Source organism: Deltaproteobacteria bacterium HGW-Deltaproteobacteria-18 (genome assembly GCA_002841885.1).
Lineage (GTDB): Bacteria > Desulfobacterota > Desulfovibrionia > Desulfovibrionales > Desulfomicrobiaceae > Desulfomicrobium.
Genome location: PHBE01000014.1, coordinates 1 through 24,412 on the forward strand (window position 1 = coordinate 1; position 24,412 = coordinate 24,412).

19 protein-coding genes and 1 pseudogene are annotated in these 24,412 nt (G+C 54.6%); 3 read left to right on the plus strand and 17 right to left on the minus strand.

Annotated features, from left to right (window positions below):
* Positions 1 to 317: 317 nt before the first annotated feature.
* From CVU60_13040 to CVU60_13070, 7 genes are all read right to left on the minus strand, one after another.
* Entirely contained in the window at positions 318 to 1,064 is a 747-nt protein-coding gene (locus CVU60_13040) for an ABC transporter ATP-binding protein (protein PKN40949.1), read from the minus strand.
* 7 nt (positions 1,065 to 1,071) lie between these two features.
* Positions 1,072 to 2,166: an amino acid ABC transporter permease gene (locus CVU60_13045; protein PKN40950.1), complete on the minus strand. Its 1,095-nt coding sequence runs from the start codon at positions 2,164 to 2,166 to the stop codon at positions 1,072 to 1,074.
* Positions 2,163 to 3,314 carry an amino acid ABC transporter permease gene (locus tag CVU60_13050; protein ID PKN40951.1) on the minus strand — a complete coding sequence of 384 codons (1,152 nt, stop codon included), beginning with the start codon at positions 3,312 to 3,314 and terminating at the stop codon, positions 2,163 to 2,165. Before CVU60_13050 ends, CVU60_13045 begins: the two co-directional genes overlap by 4 nt.
* 94 nt (positions 3,315 to 3,408) lie before the next feature.
* The gene (locus tag CVU60_13055) at positions 3,409 to 4,425 is read right to left on the minus strand and encodes an amino acid ABC transporter substrate-binding protein (protein ID PKN40952.1); all 1,017 of its coding nucleotides are present in this window, start codon (positions 4,423 to 4,425) and stop codon (positions 3,409 to 3,411) included.
* 235 nt (positions 4,426 to 4,660) lie between these two features.
* Positions 4,661 to 5,311: a DUF1294 domain-containing protein gene (locus CVU60_13060; protein ID PKN40953.1), complete on the minus strand. Its 651-nt coding sequence runs from the start codon at positions 5,309 to 5,311 to the stop codon at positions 4,661 to 4,663.
* Between the two features lie 217 nt (positions 5,312 to 5,528).
* On the minus strand, positions 5,529 to 6,026 hold the full coding sequence (locus CVU60_13065) for a CMP deaminase (GenBank protein PKN41023.1): 498 nt from the start codon (positions 6,024 to 6,026) through the stop codon (positions 5,529 to 5,531).
* Positions 6,027 to 6,260: 234 nt separating this feature from the next.
* Positions 6,261 to 7,124: an addiction module toxin RelE gene (locus CVU60_13070; GenBank protein PKN40954.1), complete on the minus strand. Its 864-nt coding sequence runs from the start codon at positions 7,122 to 7,124 to the stop codon at positions 6,261 to 6,263.
* Between the two features lie 384 nt (positions 7,125 to 7,508).
* Here CVU60_13070 and CVU60_13075 point away from each other — a divergent pair, with 384 nt between their 5' ends.
* Positions 7,509 to 8,243 (plus strand): sulfite exporter TauE/SafE family protein, encoded by a 735-nt coding sequence (locus tag CVU60_13075; GenBank protein ID PKN40955.1) that lies wholly within the window; start codon positions 7,509 to 7,511, stop codon positions 8,241 to 8,243.
* 388 nt (positions 8,244 to 8,631) lie between these two features.
* On the opposite strand, the gene CVU60_13080 is transcribed toward CVU60_13075, so the two are convergent.
* On the minus strand, positions 8,632 to 8,964 hold the full coding sequence (locus CVU60_13080) for a transcriptional regulator (protein ID PKN40956.1): 333 nt from the start codon (positions 8,962 to 8,964) through the stop codon (positions 8,632 to 8,634).
* Positions 8,965 to 9,112: 148 nt separating this feature from the next.
* Between CVU60_13080 and CVU60_13085 the strand changes: the two genes are divergently transcribed.
* Complete coding sequence (locus CVU60_13085; protein ID PKN40957.1) at positions 9,113 to 9,610, plus strand: lactoylglutathione lyase family protein; 498 nt, start codon at positions 9,113 to 9,115, stop codon at positions 9,608 to 9,610.
* 275 nt (positions 9,611 to 9,885) lie between these two features.
* Here the strand turns inward: CVU60_13085 and CVU60_13090 are convergent, their stop codons facing one another.
* Together CVU60_13090 and CVU60_13095 are read right to left on the minus strand one after the other, a co-directional pair.
* Complete coding sequence (locus CVU60_13090) at positions 9,886 to 10,161, minus strand: hypothetical protein (GenBank protein PKN40958.1); 276 nt, start codon at positions 10,159 to 10,161, stop codon at positions 9,886 to 9,888.
* A gap of 98 nt (positions 10,162 to 10,259) precedes the next feature.
* Positions 10,260 to 10,553, minus strand: coding sequence for a hypothetical protein (locus CVU60_13095; protein PKN40959.1), 294 nt, complete (start codon positions 10,551 to 10,553; stop codon positions 10,260 to 10,262).
* Positions 10,554 to 11,101: 548 nt separating this feature from the next.
* On the opposite strand from CVU60_13095, the gene CVU60_13100 reads away from it, so the two are divergent.
* A complete protein-coding gene (locus tag CVU60_13100) occupies positions 11,102 to 12,151 on the plus strand; it encodes a Fic family protein (protein ID PKN41024.1) in 1,050 nt (349 codons plus the stop codon).
* Positions 12,152 to 12,404: 253 nt separating this feature from the next.
* Here the strand turns inward: CVU60_13100 and CVU60_13105 are convergent, their stop codons facing one another.
* The 7 genes and pseudogenes from CVU60_13105 to CVU60_13135 form a co-directional block, all read right to left on the minus strand.
* Positions 12,405 to 15,644: a hypothetical protein gene (locus CVU60_13105; protein PKN40960.1), complete on the minus strand. Its 3,240-nt coding sequence runs from the start codon at positions 15,642 to 15,644 to the stop codon at positions 12,405 to 12,407.
* Positions 15,645 to 15,974: 330 nt separating this feature from the next.
* A pseudogene (locus CVU60_13110) lies at positions 15,975 to 16,446 on the minus strand (hypothetical protein).
* 367 nt (positions 16,447 to 16,813) lie between these two features.
* Entirely contained in the window at positions 16,814 to 17,536 is a 723-nt protein-coding gene (locus CVU60_13115; GenBank protein PKN40961.1) for a hypothetical protein, read from the minus strand.
* A gap of 9 nt (positions 17,537 to 17,545) precedes the next feature.
* Positions 17,546 to 18,727, minus strand: a complete 1,182-nt coding sequence (locus CVU60_13120) for a hypothetical protein (protein ID PKN40962.1) — start codon at positions 18,725 to 18,727, stop codon at positions 17,546 to 17,548.
* A 95-nt stretch (positions 18,728 to 18,822) separates the two neighbouring features.
* Positions 18,823 to 19,740 (minus strand): nuclease, encoded by a 918-nt coding sequence (locus CVU60_13125; GenBank protein PKN40963.1) that lies wholly within the window; start codon positions 19,738 to 19,740, stop codon positions 18,823 to 18,825.
* 978 nt (positions 19,741 to 20,718) lie between these two features.
* Positions 20,719 to 22,329, minus strand: a complete 1,611-nt coding sequence (locus tag CVU60_13130) for a phosphohydrolase (GenBank protein PKN40964.1) — start codon at positions 22,327 to 22,329, stop codon at positions 20,719 to 20,721.
* Positions 22,326 to 24,299, minus strand: a complete 1,974-nt coding sequence (locus CVU60_13135; GenBank protein PKN40965.1) for a histidine kinase — start codon at positions 24,297 to 24,299, stop codon at positions 22,326 to 22,328. Before CVU60_13135 ends, CVU60_13130 begins: the two co-directional genes overlap by 4 nt.
* Between the last annotated feature and the right edge of the window lie 113 nt (positions 24,300 to 24,412).

The following is a 24,412-nucleotide window of genomic DNA, read 5'->3' on the forward strand; positions in this document are numbered from 1 at the left end:
ACGACCGTCCAATGGCCCCAGGACAGACAGACGATCACGGTGGAGGAAAGGGCAAGAAAAAATAGGGATTCATCAGGCTAAAAGCTGCCTGGCTTCGTGAATCCCTGGAATTTGGAGACCGAAGAATTCCTGGTCACGATCCAAGGGTGACTTTTGAGTGACCTGAAAGACTTTGAGGTGGGCTCTGAAATGCCAGACACCCTCGGCTCAGATCTTGAATCTTGATTCTCCTCGCCGAATGACCCTGCTCACAGTCGAGTAATGCAAACCGGTCGCGGCGGCCATTTGGATCTTGGGGGTACAGGCCTCCGGCAGGATCAATGGTGCAGAATCTGGCTGAGAAACTGCCGGGTGCGGTCGAAGCGGGGATTGGAGAAAAATTCCTCCGGGGAATTCTGTTCCACGATTTCGCCGCCATCCATGAAGATGATGCGGTCGGCCACGGTCCGGGCAAAGCCCATTTCGTGGGTCACGCACACCATGGTCATGTTCTCCTCGGCCAGGGAGACCATGACATCGAGAACCTCTTTGATCATCTCCGGGTCCAGGGCCGAGGTGGGCTCGTCGAAAAGCAGGATGTTCGGGTTCATGCACAGGGCCCGGGCAATGGCCACGCGCTGCTGCTGCCCGCCCGAGAGCTGGCCGGGATACTTGGCCGACTGCTCGGCGATGCGCACGCGCTCCAGAAAATGCATGGCCGTGGCCTCGGCTTCCCTTTTGGGCATCTTCCGCACCCAGATGGGAGCCAGTGTAAGGTTCTCCATGACGGTCATGTGCGGGAACAGGTTGAAATTCTGGAACACCATACCCACCTCGCGGCGGATTTTCTCCAGGCCTTTGACATTGCCGGTCAACTCGGTGCCGTCCACAATGATGGTCCCTTCCTGGTGACGCTCCAGCCTGTTCATGCACCGGATCAGGGTGGACTTGCCGGAGCCGGACGGGCCGCAGATGACGATCCGCTCGCCCTTGCGCACCTCGAGGTCGATATTTTTGAGAACGTGGAAGTCGCCGTACCATTTGTTGAGGCCCTTCACGTCGATGATGATGTCGCTTGAAGTCATGGAATCCTTACCTGTTGGTTTGGGGGCCGCGCTTTTCAAGGCTGCGGCCGTATCGGCTCATGCCGAAGCAGATGCACCAGTAGACCACGGCGCAGAAGACATAGCCCTCGACCTCGTGACCGAGCCAGTTCTGGTCCTGGGAGGCGGCCTTGACCATGCCGAGGAAATCCAGAAGGCCCACGATGATGACCAGGGACGTGTCCTTGAACAGGGCGATGCAGCGCCCGATCAGGGACGGAAGCACGTAGCGCAGGGCCTGGGGCAGGACCACGAAGAGGGTGATCATCCAGCGTGACAATCCGAGGGCCTTGGCCGCGTCGAGCTGGCCAGCCGGCACAGCCTGCAGTCCGCCGCGTACAACCTCGGCGATATAGGCCGAGGAAAAGAGAATGATACCCACCTGGACCCGCAGCAGATTGTTGATCTGGAGGTTCACAGGCAGAAACAGCGGCATCATCACCGAGGCCATGAACAGGATGGTGATGAGCGGAACGCCCCGGATGAGTTCGATGAAACCGATGCAGACGGAGCTGATGCCGACCATCCGGGACTGCCTCCCCAGAGCCAGGAGGATGCCGAAAGGTACCGAGAACAGGATGCCCACCGCAGCCAGGCCCAGGGAGAGCATGAGCCCGCCCCACATGGACTGATCCACCTCGGCCAACCCCGCGCCGCCGCCCACGAGCCAGACGGCGGCCACAAAGAATGCGGGCCATGCTCCGGCCAGCACACGTTTGCCGAACCGTCCGCTGACCGTGGCCGCGATCACGCCAGCGAACAGGATGGCCGCCGCCACAGGGCGCCAGACCAGTTCCGGCGGGTAGGTGCCGATCAGCATGACCCGCGCCTTGTCCGCGATGAACGTCCAGCACGCGCCCGAGCCGTCGCAGGCATCGGGTCCGCCGGCCCACGTGGCGTTGGTGAACGCCCAGGAAACCAGCGGCGGGACGGTCCTGGCCAGGACCAGCAAGGCCAGTACCGTGAGCACGGAGTTGAACCAGCCGGAAAAGAGGTTGGTCCGCAACCAGAGAAACACGCCGGAGTCGGCCACGGGCGGAGGGGCGTCGGGTAATGGGGTGAACGTCTTGAGTTGTTCGTTCATCGTTCCACCAGTTGCACCTTGGCGTTGAACCAGTTCATGACCAGGGAGACGGCCAGGTTGATGGTCAGGTAGACCGCCATCCACATGCCGATGACCTCGATGGCCTGGTCGTTCTGGCCGATGATGGTCCCGCCGATGGAGACCATGTCCGGATAGCCGATGGCCACTGCCAGGGAGCTGTTCTTGATCAGGCTGGTGTAATCGTTGGTGGTGGCGGGGATGCAGACGCGCAGGGTCTGCGGCAGGATCACCTTACGCATGATCGGTCCCGGGCTGAGCCCCAGGGCCTTGGCCGCGTCCAACTGGCCCGCGTCCACGGACTGGATGCCACTGCGCACATTCTCGCCGATGAAGGCGGCGGTATACAGGACCAGACCGATGAGCAGAGACGAAAATTCGGGCCGCAGCACCATGCCGCCCTTGAAATTGAATCCCGTGAGCTCGGGCACGTCGAATTCAAGGGGTTGGCCGGTGAGGAAATACACGGCCGCGGGGAGCCCGACGATCAGTCCGAGGGACATCCACCCCGAGTGCAGGCCACGGCCGGTTTCATCGCGCATCCGCCTGGACACGCGAACCAGCACCACCGAGGCCGCAATGGCCGCGACCAGAGCCAGAATCACCCAGCCCATGCCATCCTGGAAGAGCGGACGGGGCACATACGCCCCCCTGTTGTTGATGAAAATGTCGCCAAAGGGAACCAGGCTCTTGCGCGGGGACGGCAGGAAGGCCAGCAGCGTGGAGTAGCAGAAAAACAGGGTCAGCAGCAGCGGAACGTTTCTGAGCACCTCCACGTACACGGCGGCCAGGCGCGCCACCAGCCAGTTACGCGATACGCGGGCCACGCCGACGATGACTCCGAGGACCGTGGCCAGCACGATGGCCAGTGCGGACACGAACAGGGTGTTCAGGATGCCCATGGCAAAAGCCCGGCCGTAAGTGTTCGCGGGGGTGTAAGGCAGCAGGCTGTCGTTGATGGGCAGGCCGCCCTCCACGGACAGGAAATCGAACCCCGAGGCGATGTTGCGCGCCTCCAGGTTGGCCTGGGTGTTGTGGAACAGTTGCAGGGCCACGTAGAGGATAGCTCCGACCACCAGGGCCTGGATCAAAAGAGCGGGCAACTGTTCTTTCAGATTGGACGTGTTCAAGACGGCTGGCTTCCTTTTGGGGGAGTGAACAAAGAACCGCACCGGCCGATTGTCCCGGCCGGTGCGTCATGCGGATTTCTTTCGTTTCGGCTCGTTAGCGGATAGGCATGGCGTAGATCAAACCACCCTTGTTCCACAGGTTGTTGTAGCCGCGAGGGATATTCAGGGCGCTCTTGGGGCCGAAGTTGCGGTCGTACATCTCGCCGTAGTTGCCAACGGCCTGGATGGCCCGGACGAGCCAGTCGTTGTCCAAATCGAGGAAGGAACCGGTATCGCCGGTGGCGCCGAGCATGCGCTGGATCAGCGGATCGGTGGAGGAAGCCTTCATCTCCAGGACATTGGCCTGGGTGATGCCTTTTTCTTCGGCTTCGATGAGGCCGAAGAGAACCCAGGTGACCAGATCCTTCCACTGCTGATCGCCGTGACGGACGAAGGGAGCAAGAGGTTCCTTGGAAAACACCTCGGGAAGGATGATGTGCTCAGCGGCATCGGCGGCGCCTGCCCGCAGAGACGCAAGCTGGCTGACATCGGTGGTGAAGGCGTCAGTGCGGCCGGCCACATAGGCGTTGAAGGCCTCCTTCTTGGACTCGAAGACCACGGTTTCCAGCTTGATGCCGTTGGCGCGGGCAAAGTCGGCCACGTTCAGTTCGGAGGTAGTGCCGGAGACCACGGCCACGGAACCGCCGTCAAGATCGAGGGCCTTGTCCACACCCAGGCTCTTCTTCACCATGAACCCCTGGCCATCGTAAAACAGGACAGCGGTGAAATCCACGCCCTGCTTGCAGTCGCGCTTCATGGTCCAGGTAGTGCCACGGGACAGGTCCACCTGGCCGGAAGACACGGCCACGATCTTCTGCTTGGAAGCCAGCGGAACGAACTTTATTGCCTCGGGGTTCTTCAGCACGGCAGCGGCCACGGCGCGGCCCATGTCCACGTCGAAACCTGCCCAGCGGCCGTTGGAATCCGGCGCGGAGAAACCGGCCACGCCTTCGCTGACACCCAAAATGAGCTGGCCATCCTTCTGCACCTTTTCCAGAGTGCCTGCCATGGCGCCGGTGCACACGAAAGCAAGCATGACCACTGCCAAAAACAGTTTGCCGATAGTTTTCATCCTCTCTCCTTGGATAATGCGACCGCTTTGGAACCGACCGCAATGTTACGGGAATGTTACTGAGGTCTTTCAAACATGAGACTGGGTGTCAATGAAGTGCGCGATAAAATTCCGCAGAGGCCAAGGGAGGCCAATCGCGCAAAATGCCGCAAATACTGGGGGGCAGCCATCAAAAATGACGACTTCCTGAAATGAATCCAAAATGACTCGCTGCAATATTTACTGCCAGATCAGCTCACCCGCCGATAATCGCCTTGAAGACTTCCACGAACCCCATGTCGGCGTACTCTCCCATGAACGACCAAAGAAACTGCCTTCCACGTTCCGTCAGCATCCAACCAAGGACGCCGCAGTTCATCACGACGGTCCACCAGAAGGCGACGCGAAACGACTGTTTGCGGGATTTGTGACGCAGCATGGCCTGGGCCGCCAAGGCACCGGGCCATCCCCCGACCAGGGATAACAGGTGCAACGTGCTTTCCTGCGTCCTCCATCGCCCCCCGCGCGCGGCCCACTTGTCTTTGGCGTAGACGAGGAAGGCAACGAGACTCACGGCGACGTACCAGCCGGAGGCAAAGGACGGCAGGCGGCCTGTCACGGAAGCACCGAAAACGGAGAACAGCGCAGCGCCAGCCAGGCCAAGGGAAACGAAGCCGCAACCGCCTGGAACAGGCAGGGCCCCGGAATAAACGACCTGCTCAGCTCTGCGGCGACCATTGGCGTCGCTGCCGGGCAAGAAATTCACGGTATCGTCAACGTACGGCCTTCGCGCCCGGTCACGGAAAGCTGAAATATGCGCGAACACGTCGTCCCCGCCGTCATCGGGCCTGACAAAGCCGAAACCGCGTTCCTCGTTCCAGCTTACTATTCTTCCGGTCCGACGCATGTCATTTTTCCTTTCATTAGATTTCAATCGCCACCACCGCAAAAAAAACGTTCTGCGGCGAGTGAATACTTGCGCTCCGACGTAAGACACAAGAAGGAAATCACACAAAGTGGAACGGGGCAGCTTAGATTCCGATCAGGGCAAACGACCATTCTGCTTTCAGTGTCAGGGTCGGTATCGAGAGCGTTTTTTGTTCTACGCGTCCAGAAGCGGGCTCTCAGTCCATCCCCAGTCGAGCATTATAGACAAACGACTGGCTGGCGGCGAATTCCCGGTAGGCTTCCAGCGCTTCCGTCCGCAGGACATCCTCCACGACGTCTATTCCACGCCGTGCCAACTCGGCACGCCAGTCGGGATGGACCGGACCTTCGTCGAAACCGGTGATCTCCTCCAGCTCGGGCCCCTCGCCGGCAATCACCAGCGAGCGGACGCCCGACCACAGCACCGCGCCGAAACACATGGCGCAGGGCCGCCAGTTCACCACCAGCTGATGAGCAGGCAGTCCGGGAGCCCCCAGATCATAGACTCCCAACAGTTTCTGGGCCAGAGAGATGGCGACCACTTCCGCATGCGCCGAGGAGCACTGGAAAGGCACGACCCGATTGACCCCGATCACGACGAGCCTGCCGGAATCGCGTTCAAAAATCCCCGCGGCAAAAGGTCCGCCCGTATTGCTCTGGAAATTGCGGCGCGAAAACTCGATCACCGCCGCCATCCGAGCCTCCACGGTCTCAAAGTGTGTCGGCAGGACATTGAGCTCCTCGATGGCCCAGTCAGGCAGATCCAGGGTAAAGCTGGTATTGGCGCGGCTGTAGGCCTTCTGCGTATTCGGCATGTCTCACTCCTTCTCGGTACTTGTCACTGTTGCTTTGATGCGGCCAACACGTGATGCATGGACACCGCCTGCGACGGCCTGCTAGCATGGGTTGGCGAGAGCAAAAGGCAAGGGTCAGATCTTGAATCTTGATTCTTCGCGCCGAATAATCCTGCTCACGGTCGAATAATGAAGACCGGTCTCGGCAGCCACTTGGGCCTGGGTATAGCCGAATTCGAGACACGCTTTGACGATGGACCTATCGCGCTCTTCCCTACCCGCCGTGTTCGCAAGGATGCTCTCCAGACTGGGGCGGTCGGCGAAGCGCTGGATGCGGGGGACTTCCCTGAGGGCGCTTTTTTCCTTGAGCATGGGAAACAGCTTTTCGAGAAACGCATCGTCACCGAGGAAACACTGCCCCTTCAACTCATCCCAAGGTGAGTCTTCCTCATCCATCCCCGCCTCGATGAAACGTCGATATTCCATGCGTGCGCTTTTCCGGTCGAGTCCAAAATGCTCCAGAATCCAGCCCACGGAAAGGAACTCCGGCTCCTTGTCGAATCCGGCGGTAGCCCGGTAGCTGGACCACGGGTGTTTCCCGACATCCTTGACCATCCCGGCCCTCACGGGATTGAGCACGACGTACCGGCACAGCTCCAAAAGATACGCCTCCCGGTCCACCACAATGGCCTTGAACCGCCCTTGCAGCACATGCCCTACCCGTCCATGCCGCCGGTTGAAGGCCTGCGTGTAGACGCTGTTGAGCTGGCGCATGGCTTTGGACAGATTGGCGTCCGGGGTTTCAAGAAGCAGATGGAAGTGATTGGTCATCAGACAGTAGGCATGGCAAAGCACATTGAACCGACGTAAAGTCTGACGGAGGACGGCCAGGAACGTATTCCTGTCGACGTCATCAGCAAAAATGGCGGCCTGGGCGTTGCCACGGGACGTCACGTGATAGACGGCTCCCGGGAATTCTATGCGGAGGGGTCTGGCCATGGGGGCGATATAACCGGAAAAAAATCAAGATTCAAGATCTGCCCCCCCCGTGCGTGACCCCCTCCGTGCGTCTACATGGGTGCCCCTTTTTCATGCGTTGAAAAAACTGCACAACTTCCGTGTTGCACGATACCGGGCAAAGGAGTAGCTGAACGACCGTTTCAATGATGTTGAGAAACGGGAAGTGTCCGGGACGACGGAGCGCTTCCTGTTTTTTTTCGTTCGTCCGAGTCCGGGAGGCTCATCCCTTTACGCTGGGACGGCTTGCTGCACGAGGACCGAAGTATGGCGTCATGCGCTGCGCAAGGTGCTGCAGCTCTTGCTGAAAATCAAAATCGCAGACCGTTGAAATACGGTCTGATAGCATCCGAAAAAGAGTGTCAGATGCCTGGAATTGAGTTTCTTCTTGTGTTCGGCATATGGCTTGTCGGCGGTTTCGTCTCCGGCGTCAGCGGAATAGGCGGTGCCATGATAGCCGTTCCGATAGCCGCCACGTTCATCCCGATGCATGAACTCATACCGCTGACCTGCATCACCAACGTCGCCATGGACGGGTGTCTCGCGTGCCTGCATTTCCGCCATTGTCGCATGTCGGCCATGTTGCCCATGCTGCTTGGCTCGATCCCCGGAGCGTTCGCCGGCCTGTTCGCCCTCCAGATGCTGTCCGGGGCCATTCTGCAAGGCGCAGTCGGAGCATTGCTGCTGTGTTACGTGTATTGGCAGCTCACGTTCCGCATCAAAGCCGCCCGCGCCGAATCGTGGGGATATGGGGGCGCCGCCGGGTTCGGGTCGGGCCTGCTGGGGACGGCCATATCGTTCGATGGGCCGCCTGTGGGCGCCTACGGACTGTATGTCGGTTGGCAGCCACGGGTCTTCCTGGGAACGCTCGGCGTGTTCTTCATCCTCCGCGGATCCATGACATGTGCCCTTCAAGCCGGAGCCGGGCTCTACACCCAGGCTGTGCTCGGCTACGCGTTATACGGCGTGCCGGCCACAATGCTGGGCACGCTGTGCGCGTTTCCCGTCATCAGACACATCCCCGTCGCGCATTTCAGGCGCCTCCTTCTCCTCGTTATCGCACTCGCCGGACTCGTGTGTCTGTGGAGGTCCGTGTCTTGAGAACCAAAACGAAGCTGCTTCCACGGCGCGCAAATCTGGGGGCACACACTAGGGGCTGTTCTGATCTTGAACTTGGTTTTTTCATCTGCATCTCTTTCCTCCGAAACGAAGATTAACCCCAACAAAAGCCACAAGCCCCCATGTTGGCAAAATACCGGGGCGTCACCCATCAAAAGGACCGAGGTCAAGAGAAAGTGCTCCTACGAGCCAGAAAATCAGGTTTTCTCGCCTCGGGTATTCTATGCGAAGAGGTCTGGCCATGGAAATTGGATATGACAAATAAATTCACGAGGTAATATCTGCCCCTTTTCAGCGCTTTTCAGCGACTTTCCGTGGTGAATACTCGCAAAACCAATCAGATCAGATCGAAAGCTGTTTTTTAGGATTCTCAGACGGATTCAATGACAAACTTCTCAACTGCCCAATTATGCATCGTCTCGAGAATGGGAAACACGCTGTGTCCCAACTCGGTCAGTTCATATTCCACCCGAGGAGGCACCTCCGGAAAGACGGTACGCGCCAACAACCCATCATTTTCCATCTCCTTCAATTGCTGGGTCAGCATCTTCTGGCTTACCCCGGGAACAATGCGCTCAAGTTCCTTGTACCGGACAGGGCCTTCATGCAAATGCCATAAAATCAAGCACTTCCACTTTCCGCTGACCATTCCCATGGTCACTTCGACGGGACAGCGGTATTCTTTGTCATTGTATCTGATCATAACGCCCCTCAAAAAAAATATGCCCGCGACTTCCGCGAGATGATTCTATTCTTACCAATTGGTTCGCCGCGAAGAAAAAAGTGCCTTCTTGCGTCATTATTTCAAGTTATTACTTTGTTCTCATCGTTAAACAAAAAGGAGAACAAACATGACTTATCCGAGAAATTTTTCCCACATAGGCATCACCGTGACAAACCTTGAAGAGGCCGTCAAATTCTACACTGAAGTCATGGGCTGGTACCTGATCATGGAGCCCACTGAAATCAAGGCAGACGACTCCGCCATCGGCGTGATGTGCAACGACGTCTTTGGCGAAGGCTGGGGAAGCTTCAAAATCGCCCACCTCTCAACCGGCGACAGGATCGGCATCGAACTGTTCGAATTCCCCAATTCCACACGCCGTGAGGACAACTTCGAATATTGGAAGACCGGCGTGTTCCACTACTCAGTACAGGATCCCGACGTCGAAGGTCTGGCCGCCAAGATCGTCGCCCACGGAGGCAAGCAGCGTATGCCCGTCCGTGAATACTATCCTGGCGAAAAGCCCTACCGGATGGTCTACTGCGAGGATCCATTTGGCAACATCGTGGAAATTTACAGCCACAGCTATGAACTGACATACTCCGCTGGAGCATATCAGGATTAGCTTCACTACGGACACTTTTTACGTGTCTTGATGAGCGCCAGCATCTTCGTAAGCAACCACTCCACGTCCAGGGCACGGGTGTTGATGGTCACCCTGCCCGGGACGGGCTTCAAGGCCGCCATGACTCGGCTTTATCTCTGGTTGTCGAAGATGTGGTGATCCGGGCCGATTCTTCTCCCAGAGCATGGCGAGGAGGCTTCGCCAAAAGTTCAGCTAGACCTGATAATTCAAGATTCACGATCTGACCCTGCTCTTTTTGATACGCCAGCATCAAATCAAAACTCCCTGCGACCCCACATGTCGACAATACGTTGCGCATCTTGCTCCGAACCGACGGCAAGATGCAGGGTCTTGGGCAAAAACGACTCATCGATCGGGATATTTTTCAGTTCAAAGATATCCCCGATGCGCAAGGACATGGCGTCTCCGACATGGCGCGATGTCACCTTGTGCAAACGAACCGCAATGTCCTCCCGCAGGGTTATGAAGACCAGGCTGCGGTTTGCGGCATCATTGCCAATGGCGACGCTCGCCTGATCCTTTCCAACCACTACCGATTCGTTGCCGACAGTGAATTCGAGTGTCTCGGCATGGCGATGACAGGCGCAAAGAAAACATAATACCAGCACAGTTCGTAACAAAAGACGTTTCATGGCGTGACCGTCACCTGAACAGTTTGACCCAGTGAATGGCTTCGGAAGCGAATCCGCTGAACACAAAAACAGATTCCGGCAGTGAATGTATGGCTGCCAGGACCTGTTACGAGATCCGTCGTTTTCGAAGGTCCCTTCCAGTATTGAATTTCAGCATCGAATGTAGACGGAGCACTTGGTATTGTATCGAAATCGACGCGATACGTCAGCGGCCCACCCATCAACTGTGTCAACTCAACCCACGGCCCCCAGACCCTTGCAGGCGGCGCCCATCCTTCGAAACTGCGCATAACGTTGTCCTCCATTCCATTTCACATGGAAAAGTTGATTGAAGGACTTGTTTTACAAAATGGCGTTCGAAAATGTATTCAGATAGAAATGTATTCTATTTTGGCAGATACTAAGATAATTGCATAGGGAAGATCAGGGACGAATACAGAAAAACTGAGGTCTAGGGTCACATCTTGAATCCTCTCGCCGAGCAATCCTGCTCACGGCCGAATAATGCAAGCTGGTCGCAAGGGCCACTTGGGCCTAGCTATAGCCGAATTCGAGACACGCTTTGCCGATGACGCTGTCCCGCTTTGTTGAGCTGGCGCATGGCTTTGGACAGATTGGCTTCGGAGTTTCGAGGAGCAGGTGGAAGTGATTGATCATCAGGCAGTAGGCACTGACAAAATCAAGATTCAAGATCTGACCCTCCTCCCCCTCGAAGATTCAAGATCTGACCCTCCTCCCCCTCGTTTTTTGAGGACTACCCCGTTTTTCACACAAATCGGATGGAATCGGATGGAAAAACGGATTGACAAAATGGATGAAATCGGATGTGTCTTCGGACATGATCACGACGAAAAGCCTTTTCATCACACCTGAAATGCTCACCCTGACAGCCCAAATCGACGAGTTCAAAGGCGCGTGGCAGGCTCTGGGATCGATCGCGCCGGAACGGCTGTCCGCCCTGCGACGGGTAGCGACCATCGAAAGCGTGGGCTCTTCCACACGAATCGAGGGCAGCGCCCTGTCCGACAGCGACGTGGAGAAGCTCCTGGCAAATCTCGCCATAGGCTCCTTTGCCACACGGGACGAGCAGGAAGTTGCCGGGTACGCGGAAACAATGGAACGGATTTTCAAATCCTTCGATCATATCAGCCTGACGGAAAACCATATCCGCCAGCTGCACCGGGACTTACTGCTTCACAGCGACAAGGACGAAAGGCATCGCGGCAACTACAAGACGTCACCCAATAACGTGGCGGCCTTTGACGCAGAGGGAACGCTGATCGGCATCGTCTTTGAGACGGCCACGCCCTTCGACACCCCGAGGCGCATGCGCGAACTGCTGGACTGGACGCAGGCAACTCTGGGAACCCGGAGCCTGCACCCTCTTCTGGTCATCGGCATATTCACAGTGGCTTTCCTGGCCATCCATCCTTTCCAGGACGGCAACGGCAGGCTTTCGCGCATCCTCACAACGCTTTTGTTGCTGCGCTGCGGCTATGCCTATACGCCCTTCAGTTCCCTGGAAAGCGTGATCGAACAGAACAAGGAAGGCTACTACCTGGCCCTGCGCCAAACCCAGGCTACCCTGAACTCGAATGCGCAGGACTGGCAGCCATGGCTGACCTTCTTCCTGCGCGCCCTGCACACGCAGATGCAACGCCTGGCCGCCAAGATGGAAAGGGAACGCCTGCTGCAACACACCCTGCCGGACCTGTCCCGCCGCATCGTGGAACACGCCCGCGAACACGGTCGCGTTACCATCAAGGAAATGACTCTCCTGACCGGAACCAGCAGAAATACGCTGAAAGAGCATTTCCAGAGGTTGCTAAAGAATGGGATGCTGGAAAGGAATGGTCAGGGGCGGGGTGTTTGGTACAGGGTCAAGTAGTGTGAACTGGCTCATGAGGCCAGATTCGTCAAAGGAAGGCTTGACCCCATGCCTGTTTATGGGACGCGGTAATGCCGAGCTTCACCACCGTGCGGGAAGACTACGGGCGTGAGGTGCTGGCGCGTTTCCAAGAAACCGCAGGCCGATAGGACCGCAATCAATGTCCATGACGTCGTAGTGATATTTAAAGGAGAAACTACGCTTTTGCATGAGCCTGGAGGTGAGGGAATACCGGCAGAGTGCACGCAAAATCTCACGCCGGCGCGACAACCCTCGTCACCCGTTCAACCTCTTTGAGAAACTCTCTCCTTTCCAGGGGTTTCGCCAGATAGCCGTTCATCCCTGCCGCCAGGAATTTCTCCTTGTCGCCGTCCATGGCGTATGCGGTCAGGGCGATGATGGGCACGTGTCTGGCCTGCTCTCCGGCCTCTCCCCGCCTGATTGCCCTGGTCGCTTCCACGCCGTCGAGAACAGGCATCTGGACATCCATGAGTACGAGATCGAAGGACGCGTCCCTGAGCCGGGCAAGCGCCTGCTCGCCGTCGTAAACCGCCTCGATGGAATGCCCCTGTTTTTCCATGAGCTTGACGGTCGATATGTTCGAAACGAAGTCGTCCTCGGCCAGAAGGATTCTCAGCTTCCCGGTCGGAACTGCGCCCTGCCGATGCGTGCGCGGTCTTTCGTCCGCACGGGGCAGTTCGAACGGCACGCTGAAACAAAAGTTCGCGCCTTCGCCTTTTTCGCTCTCCACGGCCATGTTGCCGCCCAGGAGATCCAGGATGCGCTTGCAGATGGCCAGCCCCAGACCCGCGCCCTGGAAGTTGCGGGTGAAGGAGTTCTCCACCTGGTAGAACGGCAGGAAAAGCTTGTCGATGGAGTCCGCCTCAAGACCCAGCCCGGTATCTTTCACACAGAAAAGAATCCGGCATTGCTCATTCTTCCTCGGAGGAATGGGAAGAGCCCCGATTTCAATGAAGCCGCTTTCCGTGAACTTGACCGCGTTGCCCGCGAGGTTGCTCAGCACCTGCTGCAAACGCGTCGCGTCTCCGAGGAGCGTCGCCGGCAGATCCGGGCTGATGTCCAGCCGCAATTCCAGTCCTTTTTTCCTGGCCGCCGGTTCAAACATCTGGGTTATGCTCTCCAGGGTGTCCCGGATGTCGAAGGGCTCCGCCAAGACACTCATCCTTCCCGCTTCGACCTTGGAGAGATCGAGAATGTCCGAGAGCAGGCGCGAAAGCCGCCGGCCGGACCGCAGGGCGTGGGTGATGTACTCCCGCTGCTCACTGTCGAGTTCCGTCGTCTCGGTCAGTTGCAGCATGCTGAGCAGGCCGTTGAGAGGGGTGCGTATCTCGTGACTCATGTTGGCCAGAAACTGCGACTTGGCCTCGCTGGCAACCTCCGCCTGCTCCTTGGCGAGAACCAGGCGCTCCTCGTAGTTCTTGAGTTCCGTCACGTCCGCCACCTGCGACAGAATGGAGATTATCCGGCCCTGATCGTCCATGAGGGTCGAGTTGTACCATTGGCAATGGATCACGGACCCATTTTTTCTAAAATTGCGGTTCTTGAAGGTATTGAACGAGACGTCGCCTTTGAACAGTGGGACCAGTGCTTCCGCCACGTGCTCGGCATCATCGGGATGAATGAACTTGAAGTCCGACCAGTTCTTGCCCACAACCTCATCGGCCCGCCATCCGAAGATCTCCTCGGCCTGCTTCGACCATGTCTTGATGTGGGTGCCGCCTTCCCACTCGATGACGCCCAGGGGGGAGTTGACCACATGAAAGGAAAGCCGCTTGTGCGCTTCGGCCAGGGCGGCCTCGGCCCTTTTCCTTTCGGATATGTCCACATGCGTGCCCACGATCCTGACGGCCCGGCCTTCGGCACCGAACACCGCCGTCGCCCTGGCCAGTATGTCGACCCAGTGGCCCTCGCGATGCATCATCCTGAATTCCGACTCGAACCGCTCGATCCGTCCGGCCACGAGGTCGTCAACAAGGACGCGCGTCTTTTTCATGTCATCGGGCTGGGTGAACCTCTCCCATACGGCGAAGTCGTTCGGCAGTTCGTCGGAGGAATACCCGAGCATGCTCTTCCAGCCCGGCGAATAGTACACTTCGTTCGTGACCGGATTCCAGTCGAATATGCCGTCCTGCGACGCGTTCATGGCCAGATTGAAACGCTCTTCGCTCTCCCTGAGTTGCTTCTCGCGCAGATTACGCGAGGTCACGTCACGGATGACGGCGGCCACGAGACCGATTTCGCCCGTATCGTCACGGATGGGGTAGTATTCCACCTCGACATCGCGCAGCCCCTTCTCGGGGTATGAGAGCCGCATTTCGAAATTCTGCTCCGCTCCCCGGAAACATTCCTCCAGGAAAGGCCGGACACCCTCGTAAGGGGCATCTCCCATAACCTCGCGGACAGCATGACCGATGACATCCCCGGGCGCTACCTGGTGATGATCGAGGAAAGCCCTGTTCACGAGGGTGTAGCGGTGATCCCTGTCCACCACCGCCATGAATTCGCGGGAGTGCTCGACAACGCTCCGGTATTGCAGAAGATTCGACTCGACCTCCTTTCTTTCCACGATTTCCTTCTGTAGACGGTCATTGGCATCCGTAAGGGTCCGCGTCCGTTCCTCGACAAGCTCCCGCAGGCGATGTTCACGGTTATACAACGTGCTGACATACAGACTCGCCAGGCTGAGAACGGCGACGCCGAACAGCCATATCGTCAGGCGCGGCAGGGGAAGCTGGGAGAAGGAAGATGTTTTCAGGTCGACGTGCAGGTTCCAGGTCTGATTCGAGGCGTTGATCTGTGAATCATCCGGCGCGTAGCCCGCGTCGTCATCCGGGTTCCCTGTCCGGAAAAAAACTCCGTTCTTGTCGGCGATGGATATGACGTATTCAGAGGTATCAAAACCGCTGAACGCCTCCGCGATGAGCGCGTCGAGGTCGTAAACGCCGATGGCGAGCCCGAGGAATTCGTCCCCGTCGAAAATGGGCAGCCGCACGACGACACCCATGCCGCCCTGCCGGAGTTCGAACGGTCCCTGAAGCACGGCCGTCCTGTTTTTGATCGCTCTGGAAACGTAGGGCCCGCGCTCGGGGTCCTGAAGCAGGTTCATGGGTTCGCTGATGGTCACCTCGTTGTTTTTCGAAGGGTGGACATAGTTGACCCGAGTCTGAGAGTCGGCATACTGGATGGCCCTGACGGGCGGGTTGGAACGCAAAAGCGTTTCCGCAAAATGCCTGAATTCTTGAGGCGTTGTTTCAGGATGGAGCAGAAATAGAGCAGACACGGCTTCAAGGGCGTCAAACCTGTTCGCAAAAACATTTGTCAGACGCTCAGAAAGAAAATTTGCTGACGAAAACGTCTTCAATTTTCTTTGAGCAGAAATCTTTTCGGCAACCCAAAAATCAATCCCGAAAATCAACAACAATCCAAAAATAAAAGTAATTGCAAATGTAATTTTTCTAGAATTGTGCTGCATCCACACACCTTGATCATCTTATGTCAAATATTGCACCACCCAAACAAGGTATAATTAATTGCCAAAAAAATGATCTACAGAATTAAAAAAAAATCCAATGCAAAGAAACATCCCACAACGTTGAATCCATACCCCACCGCATAAACTGATTCAAGAACTATCTGAATCTTTCCCAGACCGCTTGCGAGAGCCCTTCGCCTCCAACGTCTCAGCGCACGCCTCGACGGGACCACCCTCTGCGCGCGCAAGCTGCTTCGCCTTCTTCAAGGCACCGGCCAGGGCCTTGTTCAGGGGTGCTCCCGTGGAGGGCAAGGGGCAGGAGGGCATGAGTCAGAACTTGAATCTTGATTCTTCTCGCCGGATAAGTCCGGCGGTCGCCCGGTAGCTGGGCCACTCGTTTTAATGAGTCTTTGACCATTCTGGCCCGCACGGGGTTGTGCACGACATAGAGGCAGAGTTCCAGAAGATACGCCTACCGATCCACCACAATGGCCTTGAACCGGCCTTGAAGCACATGCCATACACGCCGATGCCGCCGGTTGAAGGCCTGCGTGTACACGCTGTTGAGTTACCGCATGGCTTTGGACAGATTGGCGTCGGAGGTTTCGAGGAGCGGGTGGAAGTGATTGGTCATCAGGCAGTAGGCATGGCAAAGCACATTGAACCTGCGCAACGTCTGCCGGAGGACGGCTAGGAAGGTATTCCTGTCGATGTCATCAGGAAAGGTGGCTGCCTTGGCGTTGCCGCGGGAGGTCACGTGATAGATGGCTCATGGGAATTCTATGCTGAGGGGGCTGGCCATGAGGGGGGTATACCTTGAGATAAATCAAGATTCAAAATCTGCCCCGCGATTTTTTCGTTCAGGTCACAGCCTTTGCGACGCTGGCGCTGTTGGGGCTTATGGCGGGACGGCGGCTGGCTGTACAATAAGGGGCAGATCTTCGATCAGATCTTCGATCATCCCTGCCCACACGGGTAGAGCACAGCGTACCTGCACAAGATGTCACAGATAGGTGGATCAGGGAAATTCTATGCGGAAGGCGCGGGCCATGAGGGTGAGATGGCCAGAGTTAAATCAAGATTCTAGACCTCCCCCCTGGCTTTGCAGGGGCTCCCGGCAGGTCAACCAGACCGCATTGGCTTCTTTAACCTTCAGCAAAGGTCATACATTAAAAACAATTAAATCCATGTAATGGAAATTGATTCCATTCTTTTCCCTCTAAAAGTCTTCCATTTTTCTTTTTGCGAACGCCGCCCCATTGCTTAAAAAAAAATGGGACTTCTCTATTTAAACATAAATTTTTTAAATAAAGAACCCATTCTTCCTTCATTGGTCTAGCCCCTGATCCTGACTCTCCGCCTACAATTACCCAGTTTATCTGGTCAAGATTGATATTAATGATTTCACCGATTAACGGTTCAATTGATACAAATTTAATTTTAGCTTTAATATCATTTATTAAACCGACTCTACTTGTAGTATTTTGATCTTCAACGCTCACGCCTAACCATATATTATCTGTAAAATTAAGAAACTTTCCATACTCTTTTAATATAGATGCTCTTTTAGTTAAAACTTGAAATACATGCTGTGGATTAGCATTCATAACTTTAAATACAGAAGATATAAAATCAAAAGGTATGTCTTCATGAAACAAATCACTCATTGAATTAACAAATACAAGTTTATTTTTTTTCCAAAGAAACGGGTCATTCAAAGAATCCTCATGCAAAGTTAAGCGAAATCCGTTTTTGTATTTTTTTTGCCCCATTAATTGTAAACGTTTCGCCATTTTTTCAGCATAACAATTCTTACACCCCTCAGATATTTTCGTACATCCCGTAGTTGGATTCCAAGTAACGTCCGTCCATTCAATTTTTGATTTCGCCATATAATATTGCTAAATAAAATTTAAAATATCTGTTCGCTCTAAACCACTTCTACGCCGTCGAGTTGAAACAATTCTTAAAAATTGTTTAGCCTCAAAGTCATTAACCATATTCTTAATTTCTTTTTCTGTAAATGGTATCGTGTCGACAATTTTTTCAACAAAATTTTCAAATGTAATTGTTTTTTGGTCAATTAATTCTGCAATACATGCCCTACAATAATTTTTCTTATTTAGAATAAAACATTTACCGCATAGTTTATTAAATTGTGGAATATTATGCTTGCCTCCTAATGAACTCAGAAAATTGTGTTGAACTGTCCTGTTCCCACGATACTCAAACTCGCCTTTATTGTTTGCAGCAAAAGCCTCCTTCATCAATTTACATCCAAGATAATTATTTGATAAATGAAATAAATAATAATAAGGACGATTTATTTCTGGAAAATTTAGCTTGAAAGGATATACAAATTTCGCAAATTTTTTACACTGATCTCTAAATAAATTAACAAGAGCTAACTCTTTTTCTTCACCAACAACATCAGCAAAATTTCTCCAATTTTTTACGCCAAATAATTCATCATATATATTATTTATTTTATAATTTTCATTCTTAATATGTCTTGAAATTGCATTATACATAAAATTAATTAGAATTTCTGTTGCAGGAAGACTCATTATTCTGCGTAACGTATCTAATTTTATCGTAAATCCAAATGGATCAATAAGAAAAAAATTTGGACAGCCATTCTCTACCTTAACTTTATCTAAAAATTTATTTATTTCTATATCAAAATCGCCATGTATATAATTAACATTAACATTATGAATACCAATATGTTCAACAATTTTCTTAATATTTTCAATATTTGAAATTTTTTTATCGATTATTATCGCATTCGCACTTTTAATTTGATCTTTTTTTAATAAATTTGACATTTCTTGCATCGAAAAAATTGGAGAACCATAATTATTAGATTTATAACATTGATTTATTACATCTTCCATCGTATGGTACGCCCCAATTCCACCAAATCCATCTATATAAGACAATGGCATATTTTTTTTATTCAATATTTTAGCCCATATAGGCAAATAATATTTAATAACTTTATGCTTCATTTCGGTTTGTTTTTCGTACTCCCACGTACAAAATCGAACATTACTCCATGCTTTCGATAAATTTTTTTTCATAATTCATGCAATTTAATTAAAGGATTATCAAAATTTATACGCTTAATAATTTTATGAAATATTAAGAATACATTTTTATTCAACATAATTCACAATTATTTTACTCTGCTCTGACACTCATAACAAAACGCCTTCCCCCCAAACCTCTCCTTATTATTCCAACAAAACCGCGCCACATTATCCGGAATCGCCTTCCTGCACTTGAAGCAGTAATACTTCTTTTCCCTCTGCTCCCCCGTGCCATTGCTCCTGTCGATCACGGTCTGGATCGGATCAGTCCCCGCCTGGATCCCGAATTTCTTGCGGTAGTCGATGGAGGTGCTTGAATGCTGTGACCGCAGGGACTCTGCGAATTCGGCAACAGTCTTGATCTTTGAGAACTTCCCGAGGGCGGCCAGATCCTGAAGAGGGTTCATCCTGTCCACGAACTCGTCGATTTTCGTCCGCAACGCATCGGCCTTGATCACTATGTCAGTATCGAACGTCTTCCTGTCCGGTCTGGTTATGACGGACTTGGGGGACATGAGGATCAGGCTTCTGTAGCGGGGGACGACGGGGAGGCCGAGTCTGCTGGGGGTGAGGCCGTGGGTGGTGATAAATTTTTCCAGTAGGAAGATGTGGCGTTTGTTCTGTTCGATGGGCGACGGGATGCCGAAGGAATGGGAGCCGCTTTTGAGGGTGAATTCTCCACTGTTGTTGATGGCCACTTCGTAGGAGAAGTTCTTCGACTCGATGACGTAGATCTCGAAGAGGCGGTTGATCAGCAGATGATCGATCTGGGCCACGCTGCCCTGGTGTTCGATGCGCAGGTCATGGATCACGCACCAGTTGTCGGATTTTCCGAAATAGAAGTTGATGTAGTATGCGCAGTCCTCCTCCCCCGCTATCCCGACCTTCATGGCCCGCAGCTCGCGTTCGATGAGAAAGCGCTTGGCGGGAGCGTCGGCCTGCTTCAGCAACGTATCGAGTTCGGCAATATCCCTGTCCTTCGGGTCTCGACTCTTGATGATCATTCCCGGTCTCCGGATTGCGGCGCGTGGAACAACTTCGGCAAAATGTCACGCTCCATAGCCCGTCAGGAACGTATGACACAAGACGTTTTCGCCATGCTTGCGATATAGCCGACAAATCCTGCAGGCGTTCAGTTCCAGAGAATTGTTCTCATCGGCCAGCAACCCATTCAAGATTTGCCTTCAAAGCATCGAATACGGATTGATACTTATAAATTTTGGTTGCTCATATATCACCAAACGCGAGCGCGCAACTCAATTTTATCTTGTCATACATACTTATCAGGTACGTATTGCATATTTGCAAGCTGCATGATTTAGCTGCGAAATGCGCAAAAACATCCCCTTTACCCTCCAGAGAATGTCAATTTTGTACTTACTGTTCAGCATAAAATTTCAGAAAGATTTCGAATTTCACCCATAAAAAAAGGGCCAACCTTTTTTGCAGGAAGGACCTTTTGTGCCGATTGCATACGCGAACCGTCATCGCGAGGAGCCTTCGCGATGACTATGATGAGGAATTCCTGGCGTTATTCTTGACTCAAAGTTCGAGGGCACCCAGCGAGCAGGAGAGTTCGATCAGCGTTGATCCTGTTGGGTTTTATTCCCTGCGGTCGTCTACCTCACCTTCGCAACGCCCTTGAAAGGTTCCCCGTCCTGTTTCACTTCAATGAACTCTCCTGTTTCCGTATCACGCTTGACCCACTGGCCGGTCTTGGAATTTTTGACCTGAGAGCGGTCATTGACGCTGCCTTTACGGTATCCTTCGCCTGTATTCTTGGCCATGATGATCTCCAGATGTTTTCGAATAGCTTTATGGGTTGCTTCGCATTGCTTAATTGCCAGTTCTAATCCGGCACGCTCTTTCATTACGCCATCGCAAAAAGTCCCGGAGATACCATCATTCCCGCGAGCATGCGCCCAGCAAGGACAGACGGGTAGCGGATGACGAAACTGTAATCACGGCCAGACGAGCCCCCATCATGCGGGAAGGGAGGACTCCGGCGGGAGCGCGTCCCGGCTTCCCGAACAGACCCCGCACTCGTCGTGGTATTCTTCCCAGATGGCCATGAACTCTTCCTTGTTCTCCAGGAGGATGTCGACCAGGCACGGGTCAAAATGCTTGCCGCTCTCTTCCAGAAAATACGCGAAGACCTTGTCCCAGTTCCACGCCTGGTGGTAGACGCGCCGGTTGGACAGGGCGTCGAACACATCGGCCACGGCCACGATACGGCCGTGAATGTGCGTCTCATCGCCCACGAGTCCCTGCGGATAGCCTGCTCCGTCCCATCGCTCGTGATGGAGCAGAATGATGCGGGCTGCCGTCTGGATGATGGGGCTTGTCGAGTTCACGAGCAGGTCGTAGCCGCGCTGCACGTGGCTCTTGATGGTTTCGTATTCCTCCGGCGTGAGCGGGCCGGGCTTGTTCAGAATGGAATCGGGGATGCCTATCTTGCCCAGATCATGGGCTGTCGAAGCCAGCTTGAGCATTTCCGCCTGTTCTTCGCCGAGTCCGTATTTGAGGGCCATCAGGCGCACATACTCCGAGACACGCCGGACATGGCTGCCCGTCTCGGCCGAGCGGCACTCCATGGTCTCGGCCATGTGGAAGATGACCTCCTTTTGCGTGTCCTCGATGCCCTTGTTCAGATACAGATTGTCAAAGGCCAGGGACACGTTGGTGAAGAAGAGTTCGAGCAGATCGCGATCGTTTTCGTCCAGATCCTTCGAGATCTCGAAATACAGAAAATTGTCCGAACCCGTCTTGCTCCTGAAATACCAGGCGCACTTGTCATCCTCGCAGTAGAAGCCATGAGGCTGGGATCTGGCCCGACCCAGCGCCCTGTGCACCATTTCGCTTTGAATCTGGTCGATGGGCTTTTCCAGATATTTGCTGAACTCCCCGGTGGCCGCCAAAACCAGTGATTCGCCCTGCAGGCCCGAAGCCGCCAGACCTGACGCCTGGGTATACACGGCATCCTTTCTGAGCTGCAGGATGGACGTAAGCTGGCTCAGGACGCCGCAACCGAGCTTCTGCAGGGACTGGCGTTCGAAGATGTCCGAAGAAGCCTCGATGATGCGCCGCAGGCCATTGCGGTTGTTTTCTATGGTGGTGATGAAACTGTAGCTGCGCAGGGCAGAGATGAGCGTCACCAGCATCTTCTCCAGGGTCAGCTCCGTCTTTTCCTTGTAGTCGTCGATATCGTACTCAAGGATGACCTTCGCCGCCGGAGCCTTGCCGGGCTGCCCGGTGCGCAGGATGATGCGCACGCTGTAGTTGTTGAGTTCCTCGCGGATGTATCTGACAAGCCGCAGCCCGCTGTCGTCGGTCTCCATGACCACATCGAGCAGAATCACGGCGATGTCGGGTTGCTCCGCCAGGACTATCTTGGCCTCTTCCGCGCTGTAGGCATGCAGGAAATTGAATTTGCGACCGGCATACTCCTGACCGGCGAGCATGTAGACGGTGACGCTGTGCACATCCGCCTCGTCATCCACGATCAGAATCTTCCAGCCGTCATTCTCCACGGAATGGGCTGGAGCCAGAGGCTGTATCTCGTCCTTGAACAGAATCTCGTCGCGGTCTGTCATGCGTTCTCTCTTTGCATAGGCATGCGCACCTGAAACGTGGTGCCCTGGCCCGGGGCACTGCAACAGGTGATGGTTCCGCCCAGGGTGCTGGTCACGATGTTGAAGACGATGTGCAGGCCAAGACCGGTGGACCCCTTGGCCCGGGCAGTAGTGAAAAATGGATCGAAGATCCTGTCCTGAAATTCGGGGGCGATGCCGCACCCGTCGTCCGAATAGGTCAAATTGAGCATGCCGTCATTCTTTGCAATTTCGATGCGCATCAGGCCAACCTCCTTGTCGGCGAAGGCATGGGTCAGGGAATTGACGATGAAGTTGGTGAGAATCTGGGAAAACGCTCCGGGATAGCTGTCGATAACAAGGTCCTCGTCGCATTCGACCTCGATCCGGTGCGCGGTTCTCTTGAGCTTGGGCCGCAGGCTCAGGAGCACCTGCCCGACGTACTCGCACACGTTGAAGCTGCGCCGGGACTCGGAAACCTGATCCGCCGCGACCATCTTGAAGCTTCGGATCAGGTCCGAGGCCCGATTCAGATTGATCAGGCTCATTTCCACGCCCTCGCGTGTGGACTCCAGATATTCCGTCAGGTCGGAGCGCTTCATTTCGCCCGTGGCAAAAAGGTCGCTGATGACCCGGTTCTTTTCAGCCATGGTCGAGGTGGCGGACAGGGCCACACCCACAGGCGTATTGATTTCGTGCGCCACCCCGGCCACCAGCCCGCCAAGGGCAGCGAGCTTCTCGGACATGACCAGCTGCCCCTGGGCCTGACGGAGGTTTTCCAGCGCAATCTGCAAATCCCCGTTGGCTCTGGCCAGTTCGGAGGTGCGCTGTGCAACCCGGTCCTCCAGATCCTCGTTAAGTATGCAGACCTCTTCTTCAGCCTTCCGCCGGTCGTAATCGTGAATCTGCAAGCTCTCGGCCATGCGGTCGAATGCCGCCGCAAGCACGCCAAGCTCACCTTCTCCGTAATCGAGCCCGGTCCGCGTATTCAGATCACCGGTACCAAGGCTGTTTGCGGCGGACAGAAGCCGCCCCAGACGGCGCATGATAGTCAGCTCCCCCACAAACCAGGCAGTAATCACGGCCATGACCGCCGCCAGTACGAGCAAAATCATGTCGCGCACCAGGGCCTTTCTCGCCTGGGCCAGAGCCAGGTCTTCGGGCTGGCCGAGCCGGATCATGAGTTGCTTCGACGGAGCATCCGCAAACTGGAACCGCTTGAAACTGTATAGTCGCCGCACCCCATCAACACCCTTGTCAAAAAAAGTGCCCTCGTCCGCGTCTATCGACATATTCTCGATCATATAGGGCAAATCCGGCACCCATGTGTATTTCTCGGTTTCCGGAAAACGGGTCAGGCGGATGCCTTCGGCGTCAGTCAGAGTGAAAACGGATCCTGCGGGCAAGTGGGCATCGGCGAAAATATTCTTGAAATAGTTCAGATCAAATGACGCGACCAGCACTCCGCGCAAAGATCCGTCCTGGTCAATGACCGGCTGGGCAAATTCCATTACCACACGCCGCACATCAGGGTGCAGGTGATAATTACCCATGACAAAATGCATACTTTGCCTGGCTTCCTGAAAATAGGCCTCGTCCTCGATGGAGGAAAAAGAGTCCACCGGAGACACCGCCACAATACGACCATCGGGATCAGACAAGGCCAGGGCGACGTAGACCCCATTGCGAGAGAGTATTTCCTCCAGCAGCAGTTGGGAACCCAGCGGGTCGAGCGTCTGTATTTCGCGCGCCTTGGCCAGGGTGGCCAGCAGCAACCGGGCGTTATCAACAACCTGCTCGTGGCGCGAGGCCATGACCTGGACTTGCCGCAAGACACTCGTCTCGGCGCTGCGAATCATGTTCTCGCGCAGGGCGTAACCCGAAAAGAGCATGATGGCCAAAGCCGGCATGACGGCCAGAAGGACCAGAAAAACCAGGGTTGCCCGGATGGAGGGAAAAACCGGAAATCGCATACTGCCTCCGATGAACCACGAAATCCCGCAAAACGCGCATGCTTTTGCCGAAAGAATACCGGTGCAGGACGATGGAAGCAAGGAATTCCCGCAAGACGTTACATCTTGCGGGA

Coding starts and splice junctions, on each gene's coding strand:
- CVU60_13040 (PKN40949.1), bottom strand. CDS start 1,064: ATGACTTCAAGCGACATCATCATCGACGTGAAGGGCCTCAACAAATGG.
- CVU60_13045 (PKN40950.1), bottom strand. CDS start 2,166: ATGAACGAACAACTCAAGACGTTCACCCCATTACCCGACGCCCCTCCG.
- CVU60_13055 (PKN40952.1), bottom strand. CDS start 4,425: ATGAAAACTATCGGCAAACTGTTTTTGGCAGTGGTCATGCTTGCTTTC.
- CVU60_13060 (PKN40953.1), bottom strand. CDS start 5,311: ATGCGTCGGACCGGAAGAATAGTAAGCTGGAACGAGGAACGCGGTTTC.
- CVU60_13065 (PKN41023.1), bottom strand. CDS start 6,026: ATGGCGGCGGTGATCGAGTTTTCGCGCCGCAATTTCCAGAGCAATACG.
- CVU60_13070 (PKN40954.1), bottom strand. CDS start 7,124: ATGGCCAGACCCCTCCGCATAGAATTCCCGGGAGCCGTCTATCACGTG.
- CVU60_13075 (PKN40955.1), top strand. CDS start 7,509: ATGCCTGGAATTGAGTTTCTTCTTGTGTTCGGCATATGGCTTGTCGGC.
- CVU60_13080 (PKN40956.1), bottom strand. CDS start 8,964: ATGATCAGATACAATGACAAAGAATACCGCTGTCCCGTCGAAGTGACC.
- CVU60_13085 (PKN40957.1), top strand. CDS start 9,113: ATGACTTATCCGAGAAATTTTTCCCACATAGGCATCACCGTGACAAAC.
- CVU60_13095 (PKN40959.1), bottom strand. CDS start 10,553: ATGCGCAGTTTCGAAGGATGGGCGCCGCCTGCAAGGGTCTGGGGGCCG.
- CVU60_13100 (PKN41024.1), top strand. CDS start 11,102: ATGATCACGACGAAAAGCCTTTTCATCACACCTGAAATGCTCACCCTG.
- CVU60_13105 (PKN40960.1), bottom strand. CDS start 15,644: ATGCAGCACAATTCTAGAAAAATTACATTTGCAATTACTTTTATTTTT.
- CVU60_13115 (PKN40961.1), bottom strand. CDS start 17,536: ATGGCGAAATCAAAAATTGAATGGACGGACGTTACTTGGAATCCAACT.
- CVU60_13120 (PKN40962.1), bottom strand. CDS start 18,727: ATGAAAAAAAATTTATCGAAAGCATGGAGTAATGTTCGATTTTGTACG.
- CVU60_13125 (PKN40963.1), bottom strand. CDS start 19,740: ATGATCATCAAGAGTCGAGACCCGAAGGACAGGGATATTGCCGAACTC.
- CVU60_13130 (PKN40964.1), bottom strand. CDS start 22,329: ATGACAGACCGCGACGAGATTCTGTTCAAGGACGAGATACAGCCTCTG.
- CVU60_13135 (PKN40965.1), bottom strand. CDS start 24,299: ATGCGATTTCCGGTTTTTCCCTCCATCCGGGCAACCCTGGTTTTTCTG.